This window comes from Cycloclasticus sp. P1 (genome assembly GCF_000299965.1).
GTDB lineage: Bacteria > Pseudomonadota > Gammaproteobacteria > Methylococcales > Cycloclasticaceae > Cycloclasticus > Cycloclasticus pugetii.
This window is the reverse complement of sequence record NC_018697.1, coordinates 1,401,029-1,423,275: the sequence shown is the minus strand read 5'-3', so window position 1 is coordinate 1,423,275 and position 22,247 is coordinate 1,401,029. Positions and strand designations below refer to the sequence as shown.

25 protein-coding genes are annotated in these 22,247 nt (G+C 40.9%); 21 read left to right on the top strand and 4 right to left on the bottom strand.

What is annotated here, in order from left to right; translation table 11 throughout:
• Window positions 1–9: 9 nt before the first annotated feature.
• The 6 genes from Q91_RS06835 (at window position 10) to Q91_RS06810 (ending at window position 8,995) form a co-directional block, all read left to right on the top strand.
• Complete coding sequence (locus Q91_RS06835) at window positions 10–3,495, top strand: indolepyruvate ferredoxin oxidoreductase family protein (RefSeq protein ID WP_015006152.1); 3,486 nt, start codon at window positions 10–12, stop codon at window positions 3,493–3,495.
• Window positions 3,496–3,597: 102 nt separating this feature from the next.
• A complete protein-coding gene (locus Q91_RS06830) occupies window positions 3,598–3,942 on the top strand; it encodes a metalloregulator ArsR/SmtB family transcription factor (protein ID WP_020162322.1) in 345 nt (114 codons plus the stop codon).
• 130 nt (window positions 3,943–4,072) lie between these two features.
• Entirely contained in the window at window positions 4,073–5,089 is a 1,017-nt protein-coding gene (locus Q91_RS06825; protein WP_015006150.1) for an ArsJ-associated glyceraldehyde-3-phosphate dehydrogenase, read from the top strand.
• 1 nt (window position 5,090) lies between these two features.
• Window positions 5,091–6,302, top strand: a complete 1,212-nt coding sequence (arsJ, locus tag Q91_RS06820; protein WP_015006149.1) for an organoarsenical effux MFS transporter ArsJ — start codon at window positions 5,091–5,093, stop codon at window positions 6,300–6,302.
• Window positions 6,303–6,495: 193 nt separating this feature from the next.
• Window positions 6,496–6,990, top strand: a complete 495-nt coding sequence (locus Q91_RS06815; protein ID WP_041230520.1) for an ATP-binding protein — start codon at window positions 6,496–6,498, stop codon at window positions 6,988–6,990.
• 88 nt (window positions 6,991–7,078) lie between these two features.
• Window positions 7,079–8,995, top strand: coding sequence for a DUF262 domain-containing protein (locus tag Q91_RS06810; protein ID WP_015006147.1), 1,917 nt, complete (start codon window positions 7,079–7,081; stop codon window positions 8,993–8,995).
• 60 nt (window positions 8,996–9,055) lie between these two features.
• Here Q91_RS06810 and Q91_RS06805 read toward each other — a convergent pair whose 3' ends face one another.
• On the bottom strand, window positions 9,056–9,316 hold the full coding sequence (locus Q91_RS06805; protein ID WP_015006146.1) for a hypothetical protein: 261 nt from the start codon (window positions 9,314–9,316) through the stop codon (window positions 9,056–9,058).
• Window positions 9,317–9,404: 88 nt separating this feature from the next.
• Here Q91_RS06805 and Q91_RS06800 point away from each other — a divergent pair, with 88 nt between their 5' ends.
• From Q91_RS06800 to Q91_RS06745, 12 genes are all read left to right on the top strand, one after another.
• Entirely contained in the window at window positions 9,405–9,875 is a 471-nt protein-coding gene (locus tag Q91_RS06800) for a hypothetical protein (RefSeq protein WP_015006145.1), read from the top strand.
• Window positions 9,876–9,909: 34 nt separating this feature from the next.
• Window positions 9,910–10,578 carry a hypothetical protein gene (locus Q91_RS06795; RefSeq protein WP_015006144.1) on the top strand — a complete coding sequence of 223 codons (669 nt, stop codon included), beginning with the start codon at window positions 9,910–9,912 and terminating at the stop codon, window positions 10,576–10,578.
• Between the two features lie 113 nt (window positions 10,579–10,691).
• Window positions 10,692–11,246: a hypothetical protein gene (locus tag Q91_RS06790; protein WP_190274367.1), complete on the top strand. Its 555-nt coding sequence runs from the start codon at window positions 10,692–10,694 to the stop codon at window positions 11,244–11,246.
• Between the two features lie 45 nt (window positions 11,247–11,291).
• Entirely contained in the window at window positions 11,292–12,008 is a 717-nt protein-coding gene (locus Q91_RS06785; RefSeq protein ID WP_015006142.1) for a transposase, read from the top strand.
• Window positions 12,009–12,086: 78 nt separating this feature from the next.
• Window positions 12,087–12,620, top strand: a complete 534-nt coding sequence (locus Q91_RS06780) for a hypothetical protein (RefSeq protein ID WP_148271138.1) — start codon at window positions 12,087–12,089, stop codon at window positions 12,618–12,620.
• Between the two features lie 104 nt (window positions 12,621–12,724).
• Window positions 12,725–13,798, top strand: a complete 1,074-nt coding sequence (locus tag Q91_RS06775) for a hypothetical protein (protein WP_015006140.1) — start codon at window positions 12,725–12,727, stop codon at window positions 13,796–13,798.
• 32 nt (window positions 13,799–13,830) lie between these two features.
• Entirely contained in the window at window positions 13,831–14,073 is a 243-nt protein-coding gene (locus Q91_RS06770) for a hypothetical protein (protein WP_041230519.1), read from the top strand.
• A 136-nt stretch (window positions 14,074–14,209) separates the two neighbouring features.
• The gene (locus tag Q91_RS06765) at window positions 14,210–15,217 is read left to right on the top strand and encodes an alpha/beta fold hydrolase (protein WP_238538320.1); all 1,008 of its coding nucleotides are present in this window, start codon (window positions 14,210–14,212) and stop codon (window positions 15,215–15,217) included.
• Window positions 15,218–15,760: 543 nt separating this feature from the next.
• Window positions 15,761–16,165: a hypothetical protein gene (locus tag Q91_RS06760; RefSeq protein ID WP_238538319.1), complete on the top strand. Its 405-nt coding sequence runs from the start codon at window positions 15,761–15,763 to the stop codon at window positions 16,163–16,165.
• A 59-nt stretch (window positions 16,166–16,224) separates the two neighbouring features.
• Window positions 16,225–16,605: a hypothetical protein gene (locus Q91_RS06755; RefSeq protein WP_015006137.1), complete on the top strand. Its 381-nt coding sequence runs from the start codon at window positions 16,225–16,227 to the stop codon at window positions 16,603–16,605.
• A gap of 72 nt (window positions 16,606–16,677) precedes the next feature.
• Entirely contained in the window at window positions 16,678–16,986 is a 309-nt protein-coding gene (locus tag Q91_RS06750; protein ID WP_015006136.1) for a hypothetical protein, read from the top strand.
• Between the two features lie 190 nt (window positions 16,987–17,176).
• The gene (locus tag Q91_RS06745) at window positions 17,177–17,917 is read left to right on the top strand and encodes an alpha/beta fold hydrolase (RefSeq protein ID WP_015006135.1); all 741 of its coding nucleotides are present in this window, start codon (window positions 17,177–17,179) and stop codon (window positions 17,915–17,917) included.
• Between the two features lie 157 nt (window positions 17,918–18,074).
• Here Q91_RS06745 and Q91_RS06740 read toward each other — a convergent pair whose 3' ends face one another.
• From Q91_RS06740 to Q91_RS06730, 3 genes are all read right to left on the bottom strand, one after another.
• Window positions 18,075–18,737, bottom strand: a complete 663-nt coding sequence (locus Q91_RS06740; protein ID WP_015006134.1) for a cupin domain-containing protein — start codon at window positions 18,735–18,737, stop codon at window positions 18,075–18,077.
• A 21-nt stretch (window positions 18,738–18,758) separates the two neighbouring features.
• Window positions 18,759–18,947, bottom strand: coding sequence for an SDR family oxidoreductase (locus tag Q91_RS06735; protein WP_015006133.1), 189 nt, complete (start codon window positions 18,945–18,947; stop codon window positions 18,759–18,761).
• 352 nt (window positions 18,948–19,299) lie between these two features.
• Window positions 19,300–19,626, bottom strand: coding sequence for a Spy/CpxP family protein refolding chaperone (locus tag Q91_RS06730; RefSeq protein WP_015006132.1), 327 nt, complete (start codon window positions 19,624–19,626; stop codon window positions 19,300–19,302).
• Window positions 19,627–19,843: 217 nt separating this feature from the next.
• Here Q91_RS06730 and Q91_RS11615 point away from each other — a divergent pair, with 217 nt between their 5' ends.
• From Q91_RS11615 to Q91_RS06720, 3 genes are read left to right on the top strand one after another with little or no spacing between them, the layout of a single operon-like run.
• On the top strand, window positions 19,844–20,005 hold the full coding sequence (locus Q91_RS11615; RefSeq protein WP_015006131.1) for a hypothetical protein: 162 nt from the start codon (window positions 19,844–19,846) through the stop codon (window positions 20,003–20,005).
• Window positions 20,006–20,008: 3 nt separating this feature from the next.
• A complete protein-coding gene (locus tag Q91_RS06725) occupies window positions 20,009–21,469 on the top strand; it encodes an ATP-binding protein (protein ID WP_050999772.1) in 1,461 nt (486 codons plus the stop codon).
• A gap of 7 nt (window positions 21,470–21,476) precedes the next feature.
• The gene (locus Q91_RS06720) at window positions 21,477–22,193 is read left to right on the top strand and encodes a response regulator (protein ID WP_015006129.1); all 717 of its coding nucleotides are present in this window, start codon (window positions 21,477–21,479) and stop codon (window positions 22,191–22,193) included.
• The last annotated feature ends 54 nt before the right edge of the window (window positions 22,194–22,247 follow it).

Genomic DNA, 22,247 nt, shown 5'->3' with positions numbered 1-22,247 from the left:
AGAGGGTTTATGTCAACATCTAAGGAAGAAAAGTTTGTACGGGAAGATGGGCCTGTTTTTTTATCAGGTAACCAAGCTTATTTACGTTTAGCCTTTGAGCAACAACGTCGTGACCGTGAAGCGGGCTTAAAAACCGGTGGTTTTATTTCAGGTTATCGCGGTTCACCATTTGGTAATTTTGATACCGAGTGTAAAGGGGTGGAATCATCTTTAAATGAACGCGATATTCATTTTAATCCCGGTGTTAATGAAGCGATGGCAGCGACCGCTATTTGGGGTTCGCAACAAATTGATTTCTTTGAAGGTAATAACTTCGATGGCGCGTTTGGGCTTTGGTATGGCAAAGGCCCGGGTGTAGATCAAGCAGCCGATGCGCTTCATCATGCAAATTTATGGGGAACGAGCAAACACGGTGGTGTTGTTATGGCCGTGGGTGATGACCCTATGAGTCGATCATCCAGTATTCAACAACAAAGTGAATACGTTTTATCGGGCTTATGTATTCCGATTATGCACTGTTCATCGGTGCAAGATATTTATGATTTTGGCTTAATTGCTTATCAAATGTCGCGTTATTCAGGCGTCTGGGTGGCGGTTAAATCAGTGTCTGATATTGCCGAGTCTTGGTATATGGTGGACATTGACCCTAAACGCACAGAAACCGTACTGCCCGATGCCAGTGAATTCGTTATTCCTGACAGTGGCGTACATACCCGTTGGCCAGACCGCTCGGTGGATCAAGACGAACGTATTGTGAATGCGCGTTTGCCCGCTGTTAAAGCGTTTACTAAAGCAAACAAACTAAACAAAGTAACGCTGGATGCAAAACAACGCCGTGTGGGTATTATTACTGCCGGGAAAAGTTACCTAGATACCCTAGAAGCCTTAGATGATTTGTCCATTGATGAATCAATGCGCGATGAGCTGGGTTTAGCGGTTTTTAAAATAGCCGTTATTTGGCCAATGGAAGAAAGCTTGGTGCGTGAATTTGCAGAATCGGTTGATGAGATTCTGGTGATTGAAGAGTCTCGCCCATTCCTTGAAACGCAAGTGAAAGATATTTTGTTTGATATGCCAATGGATATTCGTCCGTTGGTGATGGGTAAAAAAGGCCGTGACCAACAAACACAGTTCCCATCTAATGGTGAATTAACACCAGCGCTGATCTCTAAAGCATTAGTTAATTGGTTGAAACCATATAAAACCACAGACTCCATGACCCAATGGATTGAAGTGTTGGAAAATACCGATAAACAATTGAGTGTGCCACGCAATACGGTAGAACGTACACCGTATTTTTGTTCAGGTTGTCCGCACAGTTCATCTACCAAATTACCAGATGACAGCAGCGAACAGTTAATTGGTATTGGTTGCCATTTCCTAGTGGGTTTAATGGATAGAAAAGGCACTACCTATACACAAATGGGTGGCGAAGGGGCTACCTGGGCAGGTGCATCGCCGTTTTTGGGTAACCGCCATACCTTTGTTAACTTGGGGGATGGAACTTTCTATCATTCCGGCTCTACCGCGATTCGTCAGGCGATCGCTTCAAACATTAATATTACCTATAAAATTTTATTTAACGATGCTGTCGCGATGACAGGCGGCCAATCGTTTGATGGCCCGTTAACCGTAGAAGGTATTACGCAGCAAATGCACTCAGAAGGTGCGGCTCGTATTGTAGTGGTTTCTAAAGAGCCAGAAGCATTAAATAAAGCCGCATTTGCGCCCGGTACTGATTTGTATCACCGCGATGATTTACAAATGGTGATGAAAGAATTGGCCGACACTAAAGGCGTCACCATTCTTGTTTTTGAACAAACGTGTGCAACAGAACTGCGTAGACGCCGGAAACGTAAATTGGTGGAAACACCGAAAAAATTAACCTTTATTAACTCACGTGTTTGCGAAGGCTGTGGTGATTGTGGCGTGCAATCGAACTGTCTTTCTGTGCAGCCGCTAGAAACAGAGTTAGGCCGTAAGCGTGTGATTGATCAATCTGGCTGTAACTTAGACTTTAGCTGTGTAAAAGGTTTCTGCCCAAGTTTTGTAACGATTGAAGGCGGGGAATTGGCAAAAGGTAGCTCCGTTAACTTATCAGATGATGTGTTCGCAACCTTGCCAGAACCAACACCTAAGCCACTCGATGGCGTGTTTGGCTCCTTGGTCTGTGGTATTGGTGGTACCGGTGTTGTTACCATTTCATCAATGATTGGTGAAGCAGCCAAAGCAGAAGGTTTTGCCTCACAAGTGCTGGATTTAACCGGTATGGCGCAAAAGTTTGGCGCGGTATATTGCCACCTTAAAGTCGCTAATAATGTGGAAGAGCTTAATTCAACCCGTTTATCTATTGGTAAGGCAGACTTATTGATTGGTGCAGATATTGTCACCAGTGCGAGTGATGAAGGCATGTCGCGCTTGCGTGAAGGGCATACCAAAGGGGTGGTTAATTCGCACGGTATTGTGACGGGCGCATTTACTCGCGATGGTGACTTTAGTATCCCTGTAGATGATATGAAGCAAGCGTTGGAGCGTTTCACAGGTAAAGGCAATTGTGATTTCTTCGATTCAACTAAAGTATCTGAAACATTAACGGGCAACACCATTGGCGCCAATATGATGTTATTAGGCTTTGCCTGTCAAAAAGGTTGGTTGCCGGTTAAACGTCAGTCGTTGGAAGATGCCATTACAGCAAACGGCGTAGCGGTTGCCTATAACCAGCGGGTATTTAAAATTGGCCGTTTAATGGCGCACGACCCAGATGCGGTTAAAACACTATTGGAACAAGGTGCTACAACGCCAGAGTGGGAAGTACTATCTGCCACTACCGATGAGTTGATTAGTCGCCGTGAGGCAGATTTGGTGGCTTATCAAAGCAAGTCATATGCTAAAAAATTCACAAAATTAATTGATAAAGTGCGTGAAGCAGAAGCAAAACTAGCGGGTGATAGCGATGAGATTACCCAAGCGGCAGCGCGGTACTTATATAAATTAATGGCCTATAAAGATGAGTTAGAAGTGGCCCGTTTATATACCGACGGCACCTGGGCGAATGAAGTAAAGGAAAACTTCTCGGGTGACTATAAAATTAAATTCCACATGGCACCACCGCTTATTTCCAAACGCGACCCGATAACGGGGCAATTGAAAAAACGAGAATTTGGTGGGTGGATGTTATCGGCTCTTAAAGTAGCGTCTAAATTTAAAGGCCTGAGACATACGCCGTTAAATCCATTTGGCTATTCTGCAGAGCGAAAAGAAGATAAAGAGCTGTTGAAACAGTATAAAGCGGTGTTAAACCAAATTATTACTGGCCTAACTGAGGAAAATAAAGAGGTTGCACTAGAAATGGCGCGCGTTCCTGAATTTGTTCGTGGTTATGGCCATGTAAGAACAGAAAGTGTTGAAGTGGCAGAAGGCCGCTGGAAAACCTTAGACAATCATTTTAAAAACCCGATGAAAGTCATTAAAGTTAAAACAGGAACAACGGCTTAAATTTAAACGCAGGACGCATTAAAAGGCCTTAGTATTTTACTAAGGCCTTTTTTTATTCATCACAGCCGTGCCGATCATCATAGCGTGCTTTATAATTTGTTTATGGAACCTTTAGCCTTCTTCAAATGCCTGTCCGACCAAACACGGTTAACCTGCCTGATGCTTATTCAGCAAGAAGGGGAGCTGTGCGTTTGTGAGCTAATGGAAGCCTTGCAGGTAAGCCAGCCTAAAATTTCAAGGCATTTGGCGCAACTACGTAAATTTAATTTATTGTCCGATAGGCGACAAGGGCAATGGGTTTTTTATCGTATTAACCCATCTTTACCAAGCTGGGCGACAGATATTTTAAATACAGCGGGTGCGGTTCAATCACCTTTAATCAAAGAAAGCCTGAATAATTTATCCCTAATGCGATCGCGACCTGAGCGCGACCAAGCCTGCTGTTAATCGTTTAATTGATCTTCTGAATCAGTATTTTGCTTTTATTCTAATATTTTTATATATATGGATAATCATATATGTATAATTCCATATATACTCTTTCTACCACCGATAGTTAAAAAAAGGCTGAACAATTATGACGATAAAAGTAGGTATTAACGGCTTTGGCCGAATGGGGCGCTTATCATTAAGAGCAGGGTTTGGCACGGAGCAAATAGAGTTTGTGCACATTAATGACCCAGCGGGCGATGCTGCAACCTTGGCGCATTTATTAAACTTTGACTCTGTGCATGGCCGTTGGTCTTACGAGGCGAGTCATTTAGATGATTGCATAATAATTAATGGCCAACAGATCACTACAAGCCGACATACAACTATTAGCGATACAGACTGGTCAGGCTGTGATGTGGTTATTGAAGCGTCTGGAAAAATGAAAACCAAAGCACTGTTACAACCGTATCTTGAGCAGGGCGTTAAACGTGTTGTGGTAACAGCACCGGTAAAAGAAGAGGGCGTGCTAAACATAGTGATGGGGGTGAATGATAATCTGTTTAACCCTTTGGAACATAAAATTGTAACCGCCGCTTCTTGTACCACTAACTGTATAGCACCGGTGGTTAAAGTTATTCATGAAAATTTGGCTATTAAACATGGTTCAATCACCACCATTCATGACCTAACCAATACACAAACCATACTGGATGCACCGCATAAAGATTTAAGGCGTGCTAGAGCCTGTGGCATGAGCCTTATTCCTACCTCAACGGGTTCGGCAACGGCTATTACGCATATTTTTCCAGAGTTAAAAGGCCGTTTAGATGGCCATGCAGTGCGTGTGCCATTAGCCAATGCATCACTTACCGATTGTGTATTTGAGGTGGAAAAAAGCACAACAGTGCAAGAGGTTAATCAGCTACTAAAGACAGCAGCAGAGAATGAATTAAACGGTATTTTGGGGTATGAAGAACGGCCCTTAGTGTCTATTGATTATAAAACAGACCCACGTTCTAGCATTATTGATGCACTATCAACCATGGTGGTAAATGGCACACAGGTAAAACTATACGCTTGGTACGATAACGAATGGGGCTACGTTAACCGAACCATCGAATTAGTACGAAAGGTAGGTACAGCTGACGAACCAATAAACTAATATGCGTAGCTTGCAATCACTGTCTAGTGATATTCAACAATACCTCATTATTACGGGTAATTATTGGGCCTTTACGCTAACAGACGGTGCATTAAGAATGCTGGTGGTTTTGCACTTTCACGAGCTGGGTTATACGCCATTAGAAATTGCCCTATTATTCATTTTTTACGAAGTATTTGGCATTATTACCAATTTAGTGGGTGGTTGGTTAGGGGCTATTATTGGTTTAAATACCACCATGAACATTGGCTTGGTCTTGCAAGTGTTGGCCTTGTCAATGTTATTAGTAGCACCCGAGATGCTCACAATAGTTTGGGTAATGGCCGCGCAAGCCATATCCGGTGTGGCTAAAGACCTTAATAAAATGAGCGCTAAAAGCGCCATTAAATTACTGGTTCCCAAAGAGGCAAACAATACACTGTATAAGTGGGTGGCCTTATTAACCGGCTCAAAAAATACCTTAAAAGGGGTTGGCTTTTTTCTGGGTGGTTTACTGCTTAGCCAATTTGGTTTTCATAATGCGGTACTCATTATGGTGGTCGGCCTATTAATAGTTTGGCTAACAAGCTGCGTTTTATTAAAAAAAGAACTCGGCAAAGCCAGCAGCAAACCTAAATTTAAACACCTGTTCTCGAAAAGTTCAGCCATTAACTACTTGTCTGGCGCACGCCTTTTCTTATTTGCAGCAAGAGATGTGTGGTTTGTAGTGGCCTTACCGGTGTATTTAACGGCACAGTTTAATTGGGACTATTCGCAGGTCGGTAGTGTTATGGCCTTATGGGTTATTGGCTATGGGGTTGTTCAGGCACTAGCACCCAGATTATCCGGCCAGCAACAGGCTACTAAAAAGGATGGCCAGCATTTGTATCAATGGGCAGTTATTCTGTTTATCATTCCCATGTTAATGGCAATAGCACTGCATTACGAATTCCAAATAAGTACCACCTTATGGCTTGGTTTAGCAGCTTTTGGTGTGTTATTCGCCATTAACTCATCACTACATAGTTACCTAATAGTAAGCTATGCTAATAGCAATGGCGTATCGCTAGATGTTGGCTTTTACTATATGGCTAACGCAGCAGGTCGCTTGCTGGGCACTGTTTTATCGGGTTGGTTGTACCAATACTATAGTTTTGAAATATGCCTATGGGTATCTGCGGGCTTTATATTATTCTCGGCGATTATTGCAAAAGCATTGCCGGAAAAAGGGTGAGACCCACTTCTGTACCTAATAGAAATAGATGTTATATTTAACAAAAGGATTTAAACGTATATTAACCAAGCCATATCCACTTTTGGCTATTAATATGCAAAAACATGGAAGTACTATCCATCTATATACAATTAATACGTGGATAATGGGTTCCGCTTATTAATACTGTTATGCATCAAAATAGAGAGCAACGATGAACAAAGGAATATTGACCTTCTTCTGTGGAAAAATGGGTTCAGGAAAATCTACCAAAGCTAGCGAAATCGCAAAGAAAGGCAATGCGGTATTGCTTTCAGAAGATGAATGGCTTGCGTCACTTTACCCAAATAAGATTTCATCGCTAAATGACTATATCGAATATTCAAATCTACTTAAGCCGCAGATTAAAAAGCTTGTTCAATCCATGTTGTCTGCGGGAACAAATGTAGTAATGGACTTCCCGGCAAATACTCTGTCACAAAGAGATTGGTTTCGGAGTATTTTCTCCGAGATTGAAGCTCCACATAATTTGGTATACATCGACTTGTCAAATGAGGTCTGCTTAAAACAGATTGAAAAACGGCGCAAAGAACAGCCTGAAAGAATGGCAACTGATACACCAGATATGTTTGAGCAGGTCACAAAGTATTTTATGGCTCCCACCCCCGAGGAAGGCTTCAATACAACCAAAGTGGTGCAAAATGCATAACAAGGCGCTGCTACGGAAAATTTACTCGCTAGCGCTCCTAAATTTCCGCAGAGCGCGGCGTTATGCATCCTAATATGGAAGTTTGAGTATGAAATTGAATAGCTTAAGCGATATTTTCGAACGCCGTTTACTGCGTATACCTGATTATCAACGCGGTTATGCGTGGAAGGAGCACCAGGTTGAGGATTTTTGGGAAGATATTCTCCAGCTCGAATCTGATCGAATTCACTATACCGGTGTAATCACACTTGAGCCGGTAAAATCCAGTTTGTATCAGCGCTGGGAAAAAGATCTCTGGCTAATAGAAGGAGTTGGTTTTCGCCCATTTTATGTGGTGGATGGCCAGCAGCGCTTAACCACTTCAATGATCCTTTTGCAGGCAATCCTTGAATCAGTCGAGGAAGGTGCAGAGCTGAATTATCAATCTATCGCTTCTATTCGTAAGCAGTTTATATTTTTTGAGGCGGACAATAAATTGCAGCAGAGTTTCATCTTTGGGTATGAGAAAGATAACCCAAGTGATGAATACATGAAAACCAAGATATTTGGTGAACATTCCGGTTCAAATCAATTTGTCGAAACTCTCTATACGCGTAATCTCAACTTTGCCAAACGCTATTTTATGGAGCGTTTAGCTGGAATGTCGGTTGACGAGATAGCCGTAATCTATAAGAAGTTAACGCAGAAGCTGAAATTCAATTTGTACGAAATTGACGAAGAGATTGACGTCTTTGTTACCTTCGAAACAATGAATAATCGGGGTAAGCCGCTTACTAGTTTGGAGCTGCTCAAGAACAGATTGATCTATCTTTCTACCTTATTTAAGGACAATGATGGGCGAGAGCAATTAAGGGTAAATATTAACGATGCATGGAAAACTATGTATGAATACTTGGGCAAGAACCCTGAAGTTCCCCTTAGTGATAATCTCTTTCTTCGCAACCACTGGACAATGTATTTCAAATACACACGCCGGAAGGGGGATGACTACATTAAATTCCTGTTGGATGAGAAATTTAATGCCCGAAATATTACTCACCCTAAAAAATCGGGAGATAAGTTGAAGGTTGAAGAAATCTCCGACTACGTGAAAAGTCTTCAGCAGTCTATTGTCTATTGGTTCTATATGCATGATCCGTATTATGCGCAGGCTAATCAGCTGACCGAATCACAGAAGCTATGGCTAGATCGTCTGGAGCGTTTAAGTTTCAGGTCTTTCAAGCCCCTGATCTTGTCGGCATTTGTCTCTAAGCAAAACCCCGAAATGATTAGTGAGCTACTGGCAGCGGCTGAACGCTATAACTTCACACTGTTTAACCTTAGCCAACGCCGTGCGAATACGGGTGATACTGAATTCTTCAGTATGTCACGAGACCTTTTGACTGGGGTTAAATCGATTAAAGAGGTGGTGGAGTCTATAAACACTTGGATTGATCGCTATTATGATCCTGAGAAATTCCTAGCCCACATTGAAGAGAAGTATGAATTGGATAGGGATGGATTCTATCACTGGGATGGAATTAGATACTTCCTGTATGAACATGAGCACTGGCTTAGAGAGAAAGGTAAGCAGGCGACCAGCAAGCTTTCTTGGGACGTACTAAAAACCAGTAAAAAAGACCATGTGACTTTAGAGCATATCTTTCCGCAAACGCCTGACGATGCCTATTGGGTTGATCGTTTCGGCCATCTGAATGAGCAGGAACAACGCTATTTAACCCACTCATTAGGTAATTTGTTGCCACTTTCACGCTCCAAAAACTCGGCATTGCAAAACGACAGCTTTCCTCAAAAGGTCAATAATGGAGCGGGTGTTGGTTATTACAACGGCTCGGTTTCCGAGAATGAGGTGGCGCAAAATAAGGATTGGACACCGCTAGAAATTTTAAAGCGTGGCTTGGACTTTCTACGATTTATGGAGCAGCGCTGGAACATCGAGTTGGGTGACTTTGAGTTTAAAGGTCGATTATTACACCTAGATAAAATAGAGTTAAAAAATGCATAACAAATTGCTGCACACGGAAAAAATACTCGCTACGCTCCCATTTTTCCGGTGAGCAAGGCGTTATAAATCATTGGTAAGGAGACCTAATGAAGAATTCACCAGATTTTGATAAAGCTCACCATGCACTGAGCGAAGCGCATCTTGCGCTTTCTCGGTCATCCGAATACTACGGAAAACTTCCTCCGAAAATGGCCAGTCGGTATCTAAAACTGATGAGGAGTCTGGCAGATGTCCATGCAAAATCTCAAAGCCTTCAGGCAGCACTTCAAAAACAAAAGTTGCTTTAGTTCCGTTTAATTCAATCGTGTGTTTAATCTTCATATATACCTTCAAAATATTTATAACAAAAAAATCAATCCGACCGCAAAAGACGCGGCGGCTTATTTAAAACGTTAGGGCTACCAGTATCATGAAATATTCCGATGAAATAAGAGGTGGCTATGGGTGGAGTTTTCTATCTCCACTGCTCGTTACATTTCTTTTTTCTTCCTATGTTGCAATAGCCGAAGCTATAGAAAGCTCTATAGCCAATGGAATCGGTGCATTCTTTGGTTCATTTGCGTTGTTCGGCTTCTTTAGCATTTTATTCTCGGGGCTGTTCTGCGGTTTAGTGGGAGTACCTGCGTACTATTTTCTTAAAAAAATAGGTGCAGCCAATTGGGTGGTTATTACTTTTATTGGGGGAGCCGTTGCATTCATATATTCACTAACTGATAGCCAAAACATATTCTTTCAAGTTTTGTATGTCGCTTATGGTGCTTGCTCAGGCTTCTTCTTCTGGTTTGGTACCACGCGGCCGTCCAGCCCTAACAAGGCTATCAAAAATCGTTCCGGCCAAAAAAAGGCCTCCACTGGACGCGCTAACGCGCGCCTTTTATAGCGGCGTTAGGCAATTAAAGTAATTAGGTACCACAATGCAAAAAACAATCGATAAATTTTTCGAAGTCTGCCGAGCAGGTGCGTTCATTAAAAATCCGTCAGAGGCCCATAGGGCGTTAAGAAGTATTGATGGGTATAGCAAAATCACCTCAAAAGAAATTCGTGACTTAGCCGGCGACACAAATCTGAACGAGCCGAGAGAGGCATTTGATCTTCTTTTGCAGTTGGTATTTGTTGCCTTAGCTGACATGCGCCAGAGTTCAGTAAATGAAAAAAAATTATCAAATTTATTACGCGAAGTGCTAGGCCCGATTGGTTGGTATTTGACTAATCTGGAGACAAATGACTCAGACAAAGGAACTAAAAAATATAAAGTCTATGTGTCAAAAAGCATTATTTCATTGCTAGAAAAGAATAAAAAACCAGAAGTAGTCTATGAACACAAAGTTCCAATTAAGGTGATACGCGAAGAAATGATCGAAGATTGCCTCAACCTCGAAAGCGTTTGTGAATATCTCAAAAAAAATCTGAAGGCCGTGTTTATTACAAAAAATGAGGATCAAGCACTTAGCGCATTAAAATTAAGAGACTCCAGACCTGAAAATGGAGACAGATACACCAGAGCAAACATAGCGCTGTATGAACAGCCTGTTTTTTTCCGTAGAGGGCACTCTTCAATGAAGTTTATTCGCAAGCATTCCTAACAATCGCATTAAATCTGACTCTGTAAACTTGTCGTCTTTTTTCCAAAGATACGCAAAAAAGTCGCCAAGTTCACTCCGCAGTTTATGCGGGCGTTATAAGCAAGGATGATTAATTGAGTATATCTGACAAATTTTCTAAATTTTGCTCTGCCCTTAGAATGACAGATGAAACCGTTTCAAATATTCGGTACCGAGCAAAGCAAATCACAAAAAGGGTCAACTCTGATTTTAGGAGTGTAGATTCGGATACTAGGTATAGTTTGTTTGTCGGGTCTTATGGAAGAGGTACAGATATTCATAAAAGTGACATCGATATGATTGTCGAGCTCCCTTATTCTGAATATGAAAAATATAATAACTATAGTGGTAATGGGCAGTCAGCACTAATCCAAGCGGTGAAGGAGTCGATAAAAAGGACGTATTCCACTACCCATACAAGTGGTGATGGACAGGTTGTAAAATTAAATTTCCAAGATGGGATTTGTTATGAAATTGTTCCGGGGTTTATAAATAAGGACAACTCTAGTTACACATACCCTGATGCAAATAACGGAGGCTCTTGGAAAACTACAAAGCCACGTGAAGAAATAGCTGAGATCACTAGTGCAAATAACCTTTGGAATAAAAACCTGGGAAATCAATGGGGTCAGACTCGATTGATTTTATAGACTAGTTGCCCTATGCTTTAATTTCAAAAATAAAGGCTATTTCTTATGGCTCGATTACCTCGTTTTGTTTTAGTGGGTCAACCACAACACGTTATCGTTAGAGGAAATAATCGCGAGCCTATTTTTTATGCGGATGAAGACTATCAGTTTTACCTTGAAACATTAAAAAAAGCCTGTAATAAACACGGTTGTGATGTTCATGCTTATGTATTAATGACCAATCATGTGCATTTACTGATCACCCCACATAAAAAGGATGGTCTATCTAAAGTGATTCAAATGCTGGGGCGCTATTATGTTCAGTATTTTAACCACACCTATCAGCGAACGGGAACACTCTGGGAGGGTCGCTATAAAGCGACATTAATTGATAGTGAGCAGTATGCTCTACAATGTTATCGTTATATAGAGCTTAACCCTGTTCGAGCAGGTATGGTCGATCATCCTGTGGAGTACCCATGGTCAAGTTATGCCTATAATGGGTTGGGTAAAGCAAACGAATTAGTCGTAGAGCATGAGCTGTATAAACGTTCAGGGAAAAGCAGCGAACGGCGTTGCGAAGCGTACCGTGCATTATTTGACGTTGATGTTCCACAAAGAACAATTGAAGAAATACGTGAGGCAACCAACAAATCATGGGTTCTAGGCAGTGATTTTTTTAAAGAAACGATAGAGGCTAAAATTAATCGACCCATGAATCCAAGGAGTAAAGGTGGTGATAGGAAATCGAAAGCGTTTAAAGATAAAATCAATCGAGTCTGACCCTATTGATTTTTTGATTTTCAAGCCGCGCCATTTTTGCCCGCAGTTGCTGCGGGCGTTATATTTAAAACGGAAACAATGAAAAAACTACTATCTCTGATATTCTTAATGTTTTTATTTGTATGGTTCGTGTATATCCTATATTTGACTGGATATATTCCTGAGGAACAAATTCCTGATAAATTTACTCAATTAGAGCTACCAAAAACGACAGCTGAGTTAGGAGATTCCCTTGCTCTTATTGATAGTTTGTTTGCCTCTGTAGCTCTTGTCCTTGGATTAGTAGCAATCCTTATTCAAGGAAAAGAACTTAAAGCATCCACTAAAGCCCAAACATCACAAGCTAAAACTTTAGAACTTCAAATTAAACAACAACAGGATTCAAATTTGTTGGGGGCATATTCAGTTCGCCAGACTTTCTTATTGTCGGACTGCGAAAGGCTTAACAATCAAATTGAGAGCCTTGTATCTCAAGAATTGAAAGAAACAAATACTGAGAAGAAAAGTGAACTTTGGAAACTTATTAAAAATTCAAGAAATAAAGAACGTAAGCAAAGAGAAGAATCAAAAAAAATAGATGCTAATATTGAAAACCTATTAAATAAAATATAACAAGTCAATCAAGTTCGCCCGTAAAAAGCACGGGCTGGACGCTGCGCATAAAACGCGCAGCGCCCCTTATTTCAAACGTTAGGCATTCATAAACAGGAAGTACGATGAAAGAAATTAAAGATTTTATATATCTTGATATGGAAAAAGTTAGCTCACTATACAGTCAGCTATCTGGCGGGATAGTTCAATCTGTTGAAGCATCATCTACGTCAGCCGAGAATAACAAAAACTTAAGAAACTACGATTTCAAAATTTTCAAACATGAAGCGGGTGGAACTGATTCCGAATCGCAGGCACTCAAGGAAATTCGTGTAAGTCATCATGAAATATATAATGAGCTTGAAAACGAACTTTTTAAAGAAGGCTATACTGCGGAAATCGGCGTTGATATTACAAAAGAAGATATTGACTCCGGCGAAGCAACAAAAATTTTTGAAAATGCACTATGTATAAAAACAACAGGTTATGTCGTACTAGAGGATTATGAGCGAATTACGAGAATTGCACATAACTATGAGGATATCACTGCTTTTGTAAATAATAGTATTAAGTCAGTTTTGAATGATAACCCTGAGTTTAAAGAAATTACAGATCAAATTGATATCATGAAAGACGACATCAAGAAAATGAAAAATGGACAGGCTAAAACTAAAAAGAAGAATGAGCTAAACGAATTTGAAAGCAATCTAAATGCGCTGCTAGACACTAGTCAGATAGGTAAAGTTGAAGAGTGGATCATTGATGGTTTGAAAACATGGGTTCGAGTATTTCTACCTGATGTTTTTAATGTCCGTGTCTATCCTTTTGAAGACTCTAATAATTTTCACGTTATGTCTAATGTAAAAAGAAAATTCTTTTTAGATGACAACACCGAATCTGTTCATTACCTTTTCGGGTCAAAACCAACAATTAAGGTAACCATGCTTGGTGTTATTACGTCCATACCACAAAAAGATGGAGACTCTTTTGACCCGATGAAAGAATTTGATGAAGCTAACTTGGAAGAAGATGGCAATGAGGCTCAATCGGTTGAAAGTGGTTTTCGTGGCGTTTTTCGAGGCTTTGATGGGTTAGAGGAAATGATTAGAACCTGTCGATATCCACGAATAATGGTTCAACCTATTGCTATTTACAGATCGGTTAAGCCTAACAAGGCATTGCAGCGGACTAGCCGCTGAATGCGGCGTTATACCGCAGGAGGAAATTCCCAATGAGCAAGATTGAACTCTATGATGAAAATGGTAAGTACAAGTACGGAAAAATTAAGGCCAACAACAAAATCGAACTCTACGACGAAAATGGGAATTATTCCTACGGCAAACTGAAGGACAATGGCAAAATCGAAATCTATGACGAGAACGGAAACTACTCGTACGGAAAATTAAAGGATAACGGGAAAATAGAGATTTACGATGAAGACGGCAATTACTCTTACGGAAAGCTCAAAAGTTAGTAAGTTTATTTTTCAGGCGGGAATACTTTGTCAGTCCCGGCGGTATAACAAGTCATTCAAGGTCGCCCCTGGGGGGCTGGGACGGCCTTAAGCGGGCCACCCCTTAATTCCGGCGTTAGCTTAGTATAACCATTAGATGGATAAAATTAATATGAAAAAGTTTTTTTTGATTTTAGTTTCAGTTTTTGCCTTAATTTCACAGGCATTTGCTGAAAATCACATTAAGTATAATAAAGAGTTGGATGGCTTTGAATACCCATTTGAAGTTAAGACATTCGATCTTGATTCTCAAAATCAACGTTTAAAAATGCGATACATGGATATTGGGGATAAAGATGCACGAAAAGTTATTGTCTTATTGCATGGTAAAAATTTCTCAGGTTATTATTGGGAAAAAGTTGCAAAAGATCTTTTAAAGAAAAAGTACAGAGTGCTTATACCGGATCAAATTGGCTTTGGTAAATCCTCAAAACCAGAGTGCTATCAATATAGCTTTGGGCAGCTGGCATTAAACACTAAATCATTATTGGATGGTTTAAATATCAAAAAATTTGATCTTGTGGGTCATTCAATGGGGGGTATGTTAGCTACAACGTTTGCTGTTAATTATCCTGCATCAGTTAATAAACTGATTCTGATTAACCCTATTGGCTTAGAGGATTATGGAAAGTATGTAGAGTTCAAAGATGTTAACTTCTTCTATAAAAGAGAGCTTGCTACAACATTAGATAAGGCTAGAAGCTATCAAAGTAAGAATTATTATGATGGAAAATGGTCAAGCGAATACGAGAAGCTTTTAATTCCTTTAAAAGGAATGCTTGCAGGGAAAGATTGGGAAATTGTTGCTTGGAATAATGCTTTAACTTATGGCCCTATTTTCTCAGAAAATATTGTGAGTAGGTTTTCACAAATTAAGAATGAAACTTTCTTAATCATTGGTACTAGAGATAAAACGGGCCCAGGTAGAGGTTGGTTAAAAGAAGGTGTCACTAGAAAGTTAGGTGAATATAAAGATCTCGGAAAAAGCACTAAAGCTATGATTAAAGACTCAGTGCTTATTGAGTTGGATGGGGTAGGTCATATGCCTCATTATGAAAACTATAACGCATTTATTAAGGCTTTCTATAAAGCGATTGATAAATAATAATAAAAATATCATCAAGTATAAAACGATTGGGTAAAGCAAACGAATGAGTCGTAGAGCATGAGTTATATAAACCTTTAGGGGAAAAGCAGCTAGCTACGTGGTGAAGCCTACCGTGCATTATTTGATGGTGAGGTTCCGCAAAAAAATCTTCAAGCAATACGCGAGGTAACGAACAAACTTTGGGTGTTAGGCAGTGATTCTTTTAAAGAAACGATAAAGGCTAAAATTAACCGACCCATGCATCCAAGGAGCAAACATGGTGATAGGAAATCGAAAGCGTTTAAAAATAAAATCAATCGAGTCTGACACTATTGATTTTGAATAGACTAAACAACAATGGGTAAGGGGCGTATAGAGATGAAATATTTTGTGGCATTGTTAATGATTGGTTTGTCGAATTATTCTTACGCATTCGACAGAATCACGCTCATACCCGATGGACAGATTTCATTTCAGAACCCGATAAATTATAATGCCCCTTTCAAAAAAACGTATTTTTCTGAGCTTGAGGCTGGCGAGAATCTGTCTCAAGCAACGGTCATGCTTCATGGTAAAGATCGCGAAAGCTATCGAGTTGCTCTGCAGCTTGAAACGAGTTTATCAGTCAATGCCGAAGGCCCACATCTTGACTTAACGGAGTGGAAACACTGCACGACCAAATGGCATCGGCTTAAGATCGCTGACAACCATAAGGTGTTATTGCCGAATTTTGATGAGGTGAATGTGGACTGCTTTCCAGAAGTCACGCATGATGAAATAAATGCAGCGGTATTCGCGAAAGGCGGCGAGGAGTGGGTAAGGATACTTAATGGAGAAGGTTGGCCAGAAGGATACAGTCCCGTCGAGGTTTCGCTTAGCACGGCACGCATTAAAATAGAAAAATTAATTAATACACAATGGCAGGTCGTAACGGTAATTAATATCGCCATTGCGATGGGGTGTTAAATGAGTATGACAACACATGAAGCGGTTTGTTTTGAGCCCATATTACAGAGAGATTTTATATGATGAATTTTAAAATGATTGCCTTCGCTTTCATCGTCGTACTACTTCAAGGGTGTGCAAGCGCTCGAACGAGTTACGAATCCTTAATTGAAACGAGAGGCGATGACTCGGCTATTTATTTAGCCGTCGGCGAAACCAAAGAAGTTTTAAGCATTAGCAATGGTTTTCCTGGCTGGTGGGGAGTCTACCCTGCAATCGTCTCATTCTCGCCTGAAATTGCCAGTGTGAACTGCGAAGCAAGTAAGTGGAGTGAAGTGTGTTATTTGACGGCGAATGAAGTTGGTGAAACCTGGTTGACCTATGGCAATCAATACACTATTGATATTAGTGCGCCTGAATCTCAAGCGAATAAAACTAAGGTTATTATCAGCCCAAAGTAACGGTTTGATATAAGGGCAATGTCATATCGCTTGTATGGCGATACACCAAATGTGAGATAGGGTAGAGAAAGCATGAAGAGTATTCGCGGTATTGTTAGTCTTCTTTTATTAAGCAGCGCTAGCTATACGCAAGCAGCATTGCCACCTTCCGCCGTCAATTTGAGAGACTTGGATACGATGGTGTTTTTTATCAAGTCACACAAACGCGTGGCTCAGTCGTTAAAACAGATTGACCTTACATCGCTGACTATCTTTTTTGATCGTGACTGCGAAGCACATTTTGAACGGCAAACACCCAGCTTTTTGACACGAGCTATGCCGGGGCCACAGCCTAAGATAAAATTCAAAAGCAGTAACTGTCCCATCGTTGAACGTGAATGATCGGTTTCTGCCTTGAACAATTGGGGTTAGAGTAAAACAAAACCTTCAAGGTCTTGTAAATATAGTAATGTAAAAATAAATCGAGCCTGACCCTATTGATTTCCGACCCTAGAGAGTCCGAGCGTTATGTGTTTTAGAGCTAACTGTAATCAACTGAACACTTGCATTTATAAGTCTAACTGACAGTAAGATGAAAAAATTATTTAGTCTTATTTTTATAATATTACTAGTAACATTAGTTACTTTTAAAGCTGCCAACGCTTGGTTTAATCACAATGATGAGGTGGCTGAGAATAAGGAAATTATTGTTCTTCTTCACGGCCTAGGTCGAAGCAATACGTCAATGTGGTTGCTAGCTTCTCGACTTGAAGATGCCGGGTATTATGTTCAGCGTGTGGGGTACAGTTCTTTACATCAAAAGCCTGATGAAATCTTGCAAGATATCAGTTTACAAATTAACCAATGTTGCCAAAATCATACTCAAAACGTTAATTTCGTAGGGCATTCACTCGGAGGATTGATGGTTAGAGCTTACCTACAAAATAATAAGGTAGATAAACTGGGAAGAGTCGTTTTATTGGGCACCCCAAATAAAGGCAGCAAAGCGGCTGACCACTTCAGTAACAGTTGGTTAATGGATATTCTCGGCCCAACAGCTAAAGCCTTAGGTACCGATGATAAGAGTTTTCCAAAATCACTAAAGCCTCCATACTATCCCGTGGGTATTATTGCGGGAGAGCTCAAGAGTAAATTGAATGACACGGTTATACCAGGAAAAGATGATGGACTTGTTTCGGTAGAAGCCACCAAGATTGATGGTATGACAGATTTTATCATTATAGAAACGGGTCATTCGATGATGCGTTATGACAGTGAAGTGGCAGATCAAACTATTGAATTTATAAAAAATGGTGTGTTTAAAGAGAAATAAAACACATAGCCAGTCGTTCAGGCGTGATCTGAGACTTTCCACCAATTAATGGACCCTATTGGTTTTATGTTCTGGTCTACGTTCCGCTTTGGGGTGGCTTCGCCACTGTATCCAAAACGCTACTACAGACCAAACACAACGGACAAAAGCACTGTATTTACAGGTGCCCGGTTTTTACGTAAATCAATGCGCCATTTTCTTTGGTGAAGGGGGTATGTCGACTCAGGTGTGGGCTGCGTAACCATGAGCCTTGAGGATAGCTGCCATGCTCATCATGAAAAGTACCCTCTAATACAAAAATCTCCTCTCCACCCCAGTGCTGGTGGGTATTGAATTGCGTGTTCGGTGCCCATTTTACTAACGCTACGTGCTCACTTCCAAATTCATGCAGCGGCATGACGCTTAGGCCATCGACTAGCCCTGGATGCCATGATTGTGTTTGGGTATCGATGACTTTTTGTTGTGTATCTGCTTCATCAAATTGTTGTAGTTTGACGAAAATAGTTGCGCCTTCTTTGCCTATTTTAGGTGTGTGTGATGTGCCAATGGGGTTTCGTACATAACAGCCTTTCCCATAGCTTTGATGCTCGTCAGAAAACACACCGTCGAGCACCAAGAACTCCTCGCCACCTGTATGAGTATGTGACGAGAACTCACTAAAGGGTTCGTAACGCACAATGGAGGTTGCACGTGCGATTTCATCACCGATTCTATCGAGCATCATGCGTTCCACGCCGGGCATGGGCGAGTCAACCCAGCGATAGTCATCGGGTTGAATTACAATTCGTTGTGAAAAATCGGTATTGATTTGTGTCGTCATTTTAAGCACCTAGTTAATCGTTTAGTTTCTACCTGCAGTCACTCCGCCATCCACATCCCAAATGGCACCTGTTACCCAGCTGGAGCAATCATTTAAAAGGAACAAGATGCTGTTGGCAATGTCATCCGGTGTGCCGATGCGGCCTATCGGATGAAAATCATCAACTCCCGCTAAGGCATTATCCATTTTCATGGTCAATAAATGTTTCATAAATGGGGTGGTTACTCCGGTTATTTTCAAGATACGGAAGGTCATTATTGGGAAGTAGCCTACAATCCGCATCAGGATTTAACGTAATAACGGATTAGTTCTTTCTTCTTTTTATAATCGTCAGTGGAATAAAACGATACTTAAAAGTCTCGTATTATGCTTGCCATAAAGGGCGAAAGAACTTGGTTTTATGGTATTTGACTAAGCTTAAGAGTGTGGCTATTTAATTATTTTTGGAAATCAAATTGCCATATTTAGGGGGCTTGTTGTGGGCTACTTTAAGCTAGCATTCTGAGTAAGAAACACTACGCACAACAGCCTGTTTAGCCTGTTGTGCGTAGTGTGGTTAATGTTATCTATGAGGTTTTTTAGGCTTCATCTCTTTGAATTCTTCCAATTGCTCTTTTGTTAGAATGTTAGAGATTTTTTCATGCATGATGTCTCGGTTTTCTTTATGCGCTTTTCGAAGTGCTTTTTGTTTGGCTCGTTGCTCTTCAAATAGCACTTTAAGTGAATCGGCCTGCTTGTCGGTTAAATCAAGCTTTTCTTGCAAATGAGCAATTGATGGGCCTCTTTTTTGCATTTTGCCTTTAGAGCAGTCGTCAGATCTTTCTGCATAGGCACTGGTGGCTACTGTAAGGGCGATTGCTGATGTTAATAAAGCTGCTTTAATATTCATGGTTTTCTCCTAAATTTAATAAGCAGAACAGGGCGGTTAATGTCTCTGTTCTTGAGTTATAGAATAGGGGGCAATGTTGTAGCAATTACGAAGAGAATGTGAAGAAAATGTGGAGATATGGCCTAAGATGATTAAGTGATTAATCTTCATATTTAATCCATATTTAGTCGCTACAATTTTATTGTTGGTGGAATAATGAATAAAGAGTAGGGATAAGATGATAAACCTAAACGTAACAGCAAGCACAGAATTTATTACCGGCATATTTAAGGCGATCATATCTGCCTTTCAGCAAATAGGTGTACAGCCTAGAAGAGATTTAGCAGAGACTATGCAAACGGCTGCTTCAGGCTATGTATCCTTACTAAGGGCTGTTTAAAGCATGTTTTCTATACGAATTAGAATTTGGCACAAGCTGTTTTTCTCTATTCTATTGGTGATACTTCTGATTTTGCTCGTTAATATGGCGGTGACTCGTTATAGCTTCCAGCAGGGTTTTGGCCAGTATATTGAAGACGTTCGGTTAAAAAGGCTGAACAACGTTGAACGAACCTTAAGTGGGCTGTACCGACAATATGGCCATTGGGATTTTCTGAAAAATAAGCCTCTTTTGTGGCAACAATTGTTGCTTGAACATGAACTGGCATCGCCACCGCCAAGAAATGCTAAACAGCCAGAGCATCATAGACAAGAGCCTTCGGCTAGGCTTGGTTCAGCCCGTGTGTATTCTGAACGACGTCATCACGCAGCTGTTTTACCGCCCCATTTGCGCGGCCGAATAGGCTTGCAGGATAGTGCTCAAACGTCCATTTTTGGTCCGCCCGCTTCGAAAAATGATCGGAAACTGCCAATAATGCTGGATGATGAGGTGATCGGTTATTTGAGTATGCGACGTTTGAAAGGTATGCGTACGGGTATAGAGCAGCGGTTTGAACGTGATCAAGTTAAGAATTTACTATTAACAGGAATACTCTCGTTTGTGATTGCTGTTATTGTTTCTTTATTGCTGGCACGTGCATTTAATAAGCCCATTACTAGGTTAACAGGTATAGCGCGGCAACTGACATCTGGTCAATTTGACAGCCGTGTGGAGAAAATTTCTAGAGATGAATTGGGAGACTTGGCCACTGATCTAAACACCCTTGCTGAGACACTTGATCAAAATCAGCAAAGTCGCTGTCAGTGGATTGCAGATATATCTCACGAGTTGCGCACACCGCTGACCATCCTTAAAGGTGAATTGGAAGCCATGGAAGATAATGTTAGGGAGCTGAATAGCGAGTCGATTCAATCCCTTTCTTTGGAGGTTAAGCATTTACAACGGCTGGTTGATGATTTGTACCAACTTTCTCTTTCCGACCAAGGCTCGCTGACCTATGAAAAGGTAGCAGTGAATCCATTTTTGTTGTTACAAAATGTAGCGGAAGGCTATGTGCTCCCAATGCAACAGAAGAAGATTACTTTGAGCGTAGCATGCGATGAAAGCTGTCCCCTGGTATTGGCTGACCCTCAGCGACTTACTCAGCTGTTCACAAATTTATTAGAAAACAGCCTTCGTTATACCCATGAAGGAGGTCGCGTAAAGATACAATGTAAAAAGGAAGCTTCGTTAACGATCTGTTTTGAAGATAGCGAACCCGGTATTTCGCCAGAATTGATACCACGTTTATTTGAACGGTTGTTTCGAGTAGATAATTCTCGTAACCGAGATTCCGGTGGTTCTGGGCTCGGTTTATCTATTGCGCAGAGTATTGCAGAAGCACACGAGGGAAAATTGACAGCCGAGCCTTCATCACTGGGTGGGCTGAAAATCACCTTGGAGCTACCCATTTCATCAGGATAATCACGCTATGAATACTGCTGAACCAGAACGTACCATTCTAATTGTTGAAGATGAAACTAAGATAGCGCAATTACTGCAAGACTATCTCCATAAGGAGGGATATAACACTCATTGGATTAACCATGGAGACGCTGTTATTGACTGGGTGCAGCAAGAGCAGCCGGACCTTATCTTATTAGACCTAATGCTGCCGAGTAAAGATGGCATTACTCTTTGTCAGGAAATACGACATTTTTCTGGCATCCCGATCATTATGATTACTGCACGGGTAGAAGAAATTGATAAAGTTTTGGGCTTGGAGATAGGTGCTAATGATTATATCTGCAAGCCTTTTAGCCCTCGTGAGGTGATGGCAAGAATTAAGGCTTTGTTTCGTACGTTGTCTTACCGGCAACAGATATCAACCGTTGAGAATCAATTGGTAACCTTGGATGAACAGCGAATATTAGCAACAGTAGCAGGGCAGGCGTTGGATTTAACCCCAGTTGAGTTTCGTTTACTGAGCACATTGGTAAAACAACCGGGGCGAATATTTTCGCGATCGCAGTTAATGCATAAACTGTATGAAGATAACCGTGTAGTGACTGATCGGACCGTAGATAGCCATATTAAAAACCTGAGAAAAAAGATTGCTCATCACTATAAAGACCAAGAGTTAATTAAATCTGTATACAGTGTTGGCTATAAGTATGAAGAATTGGGTGGAGATGGATTTAATGTGTAGCACGGTTGTGGCTGGCAAACCTATTGTGTTTTTGTAAGTGTGACAATGACGATA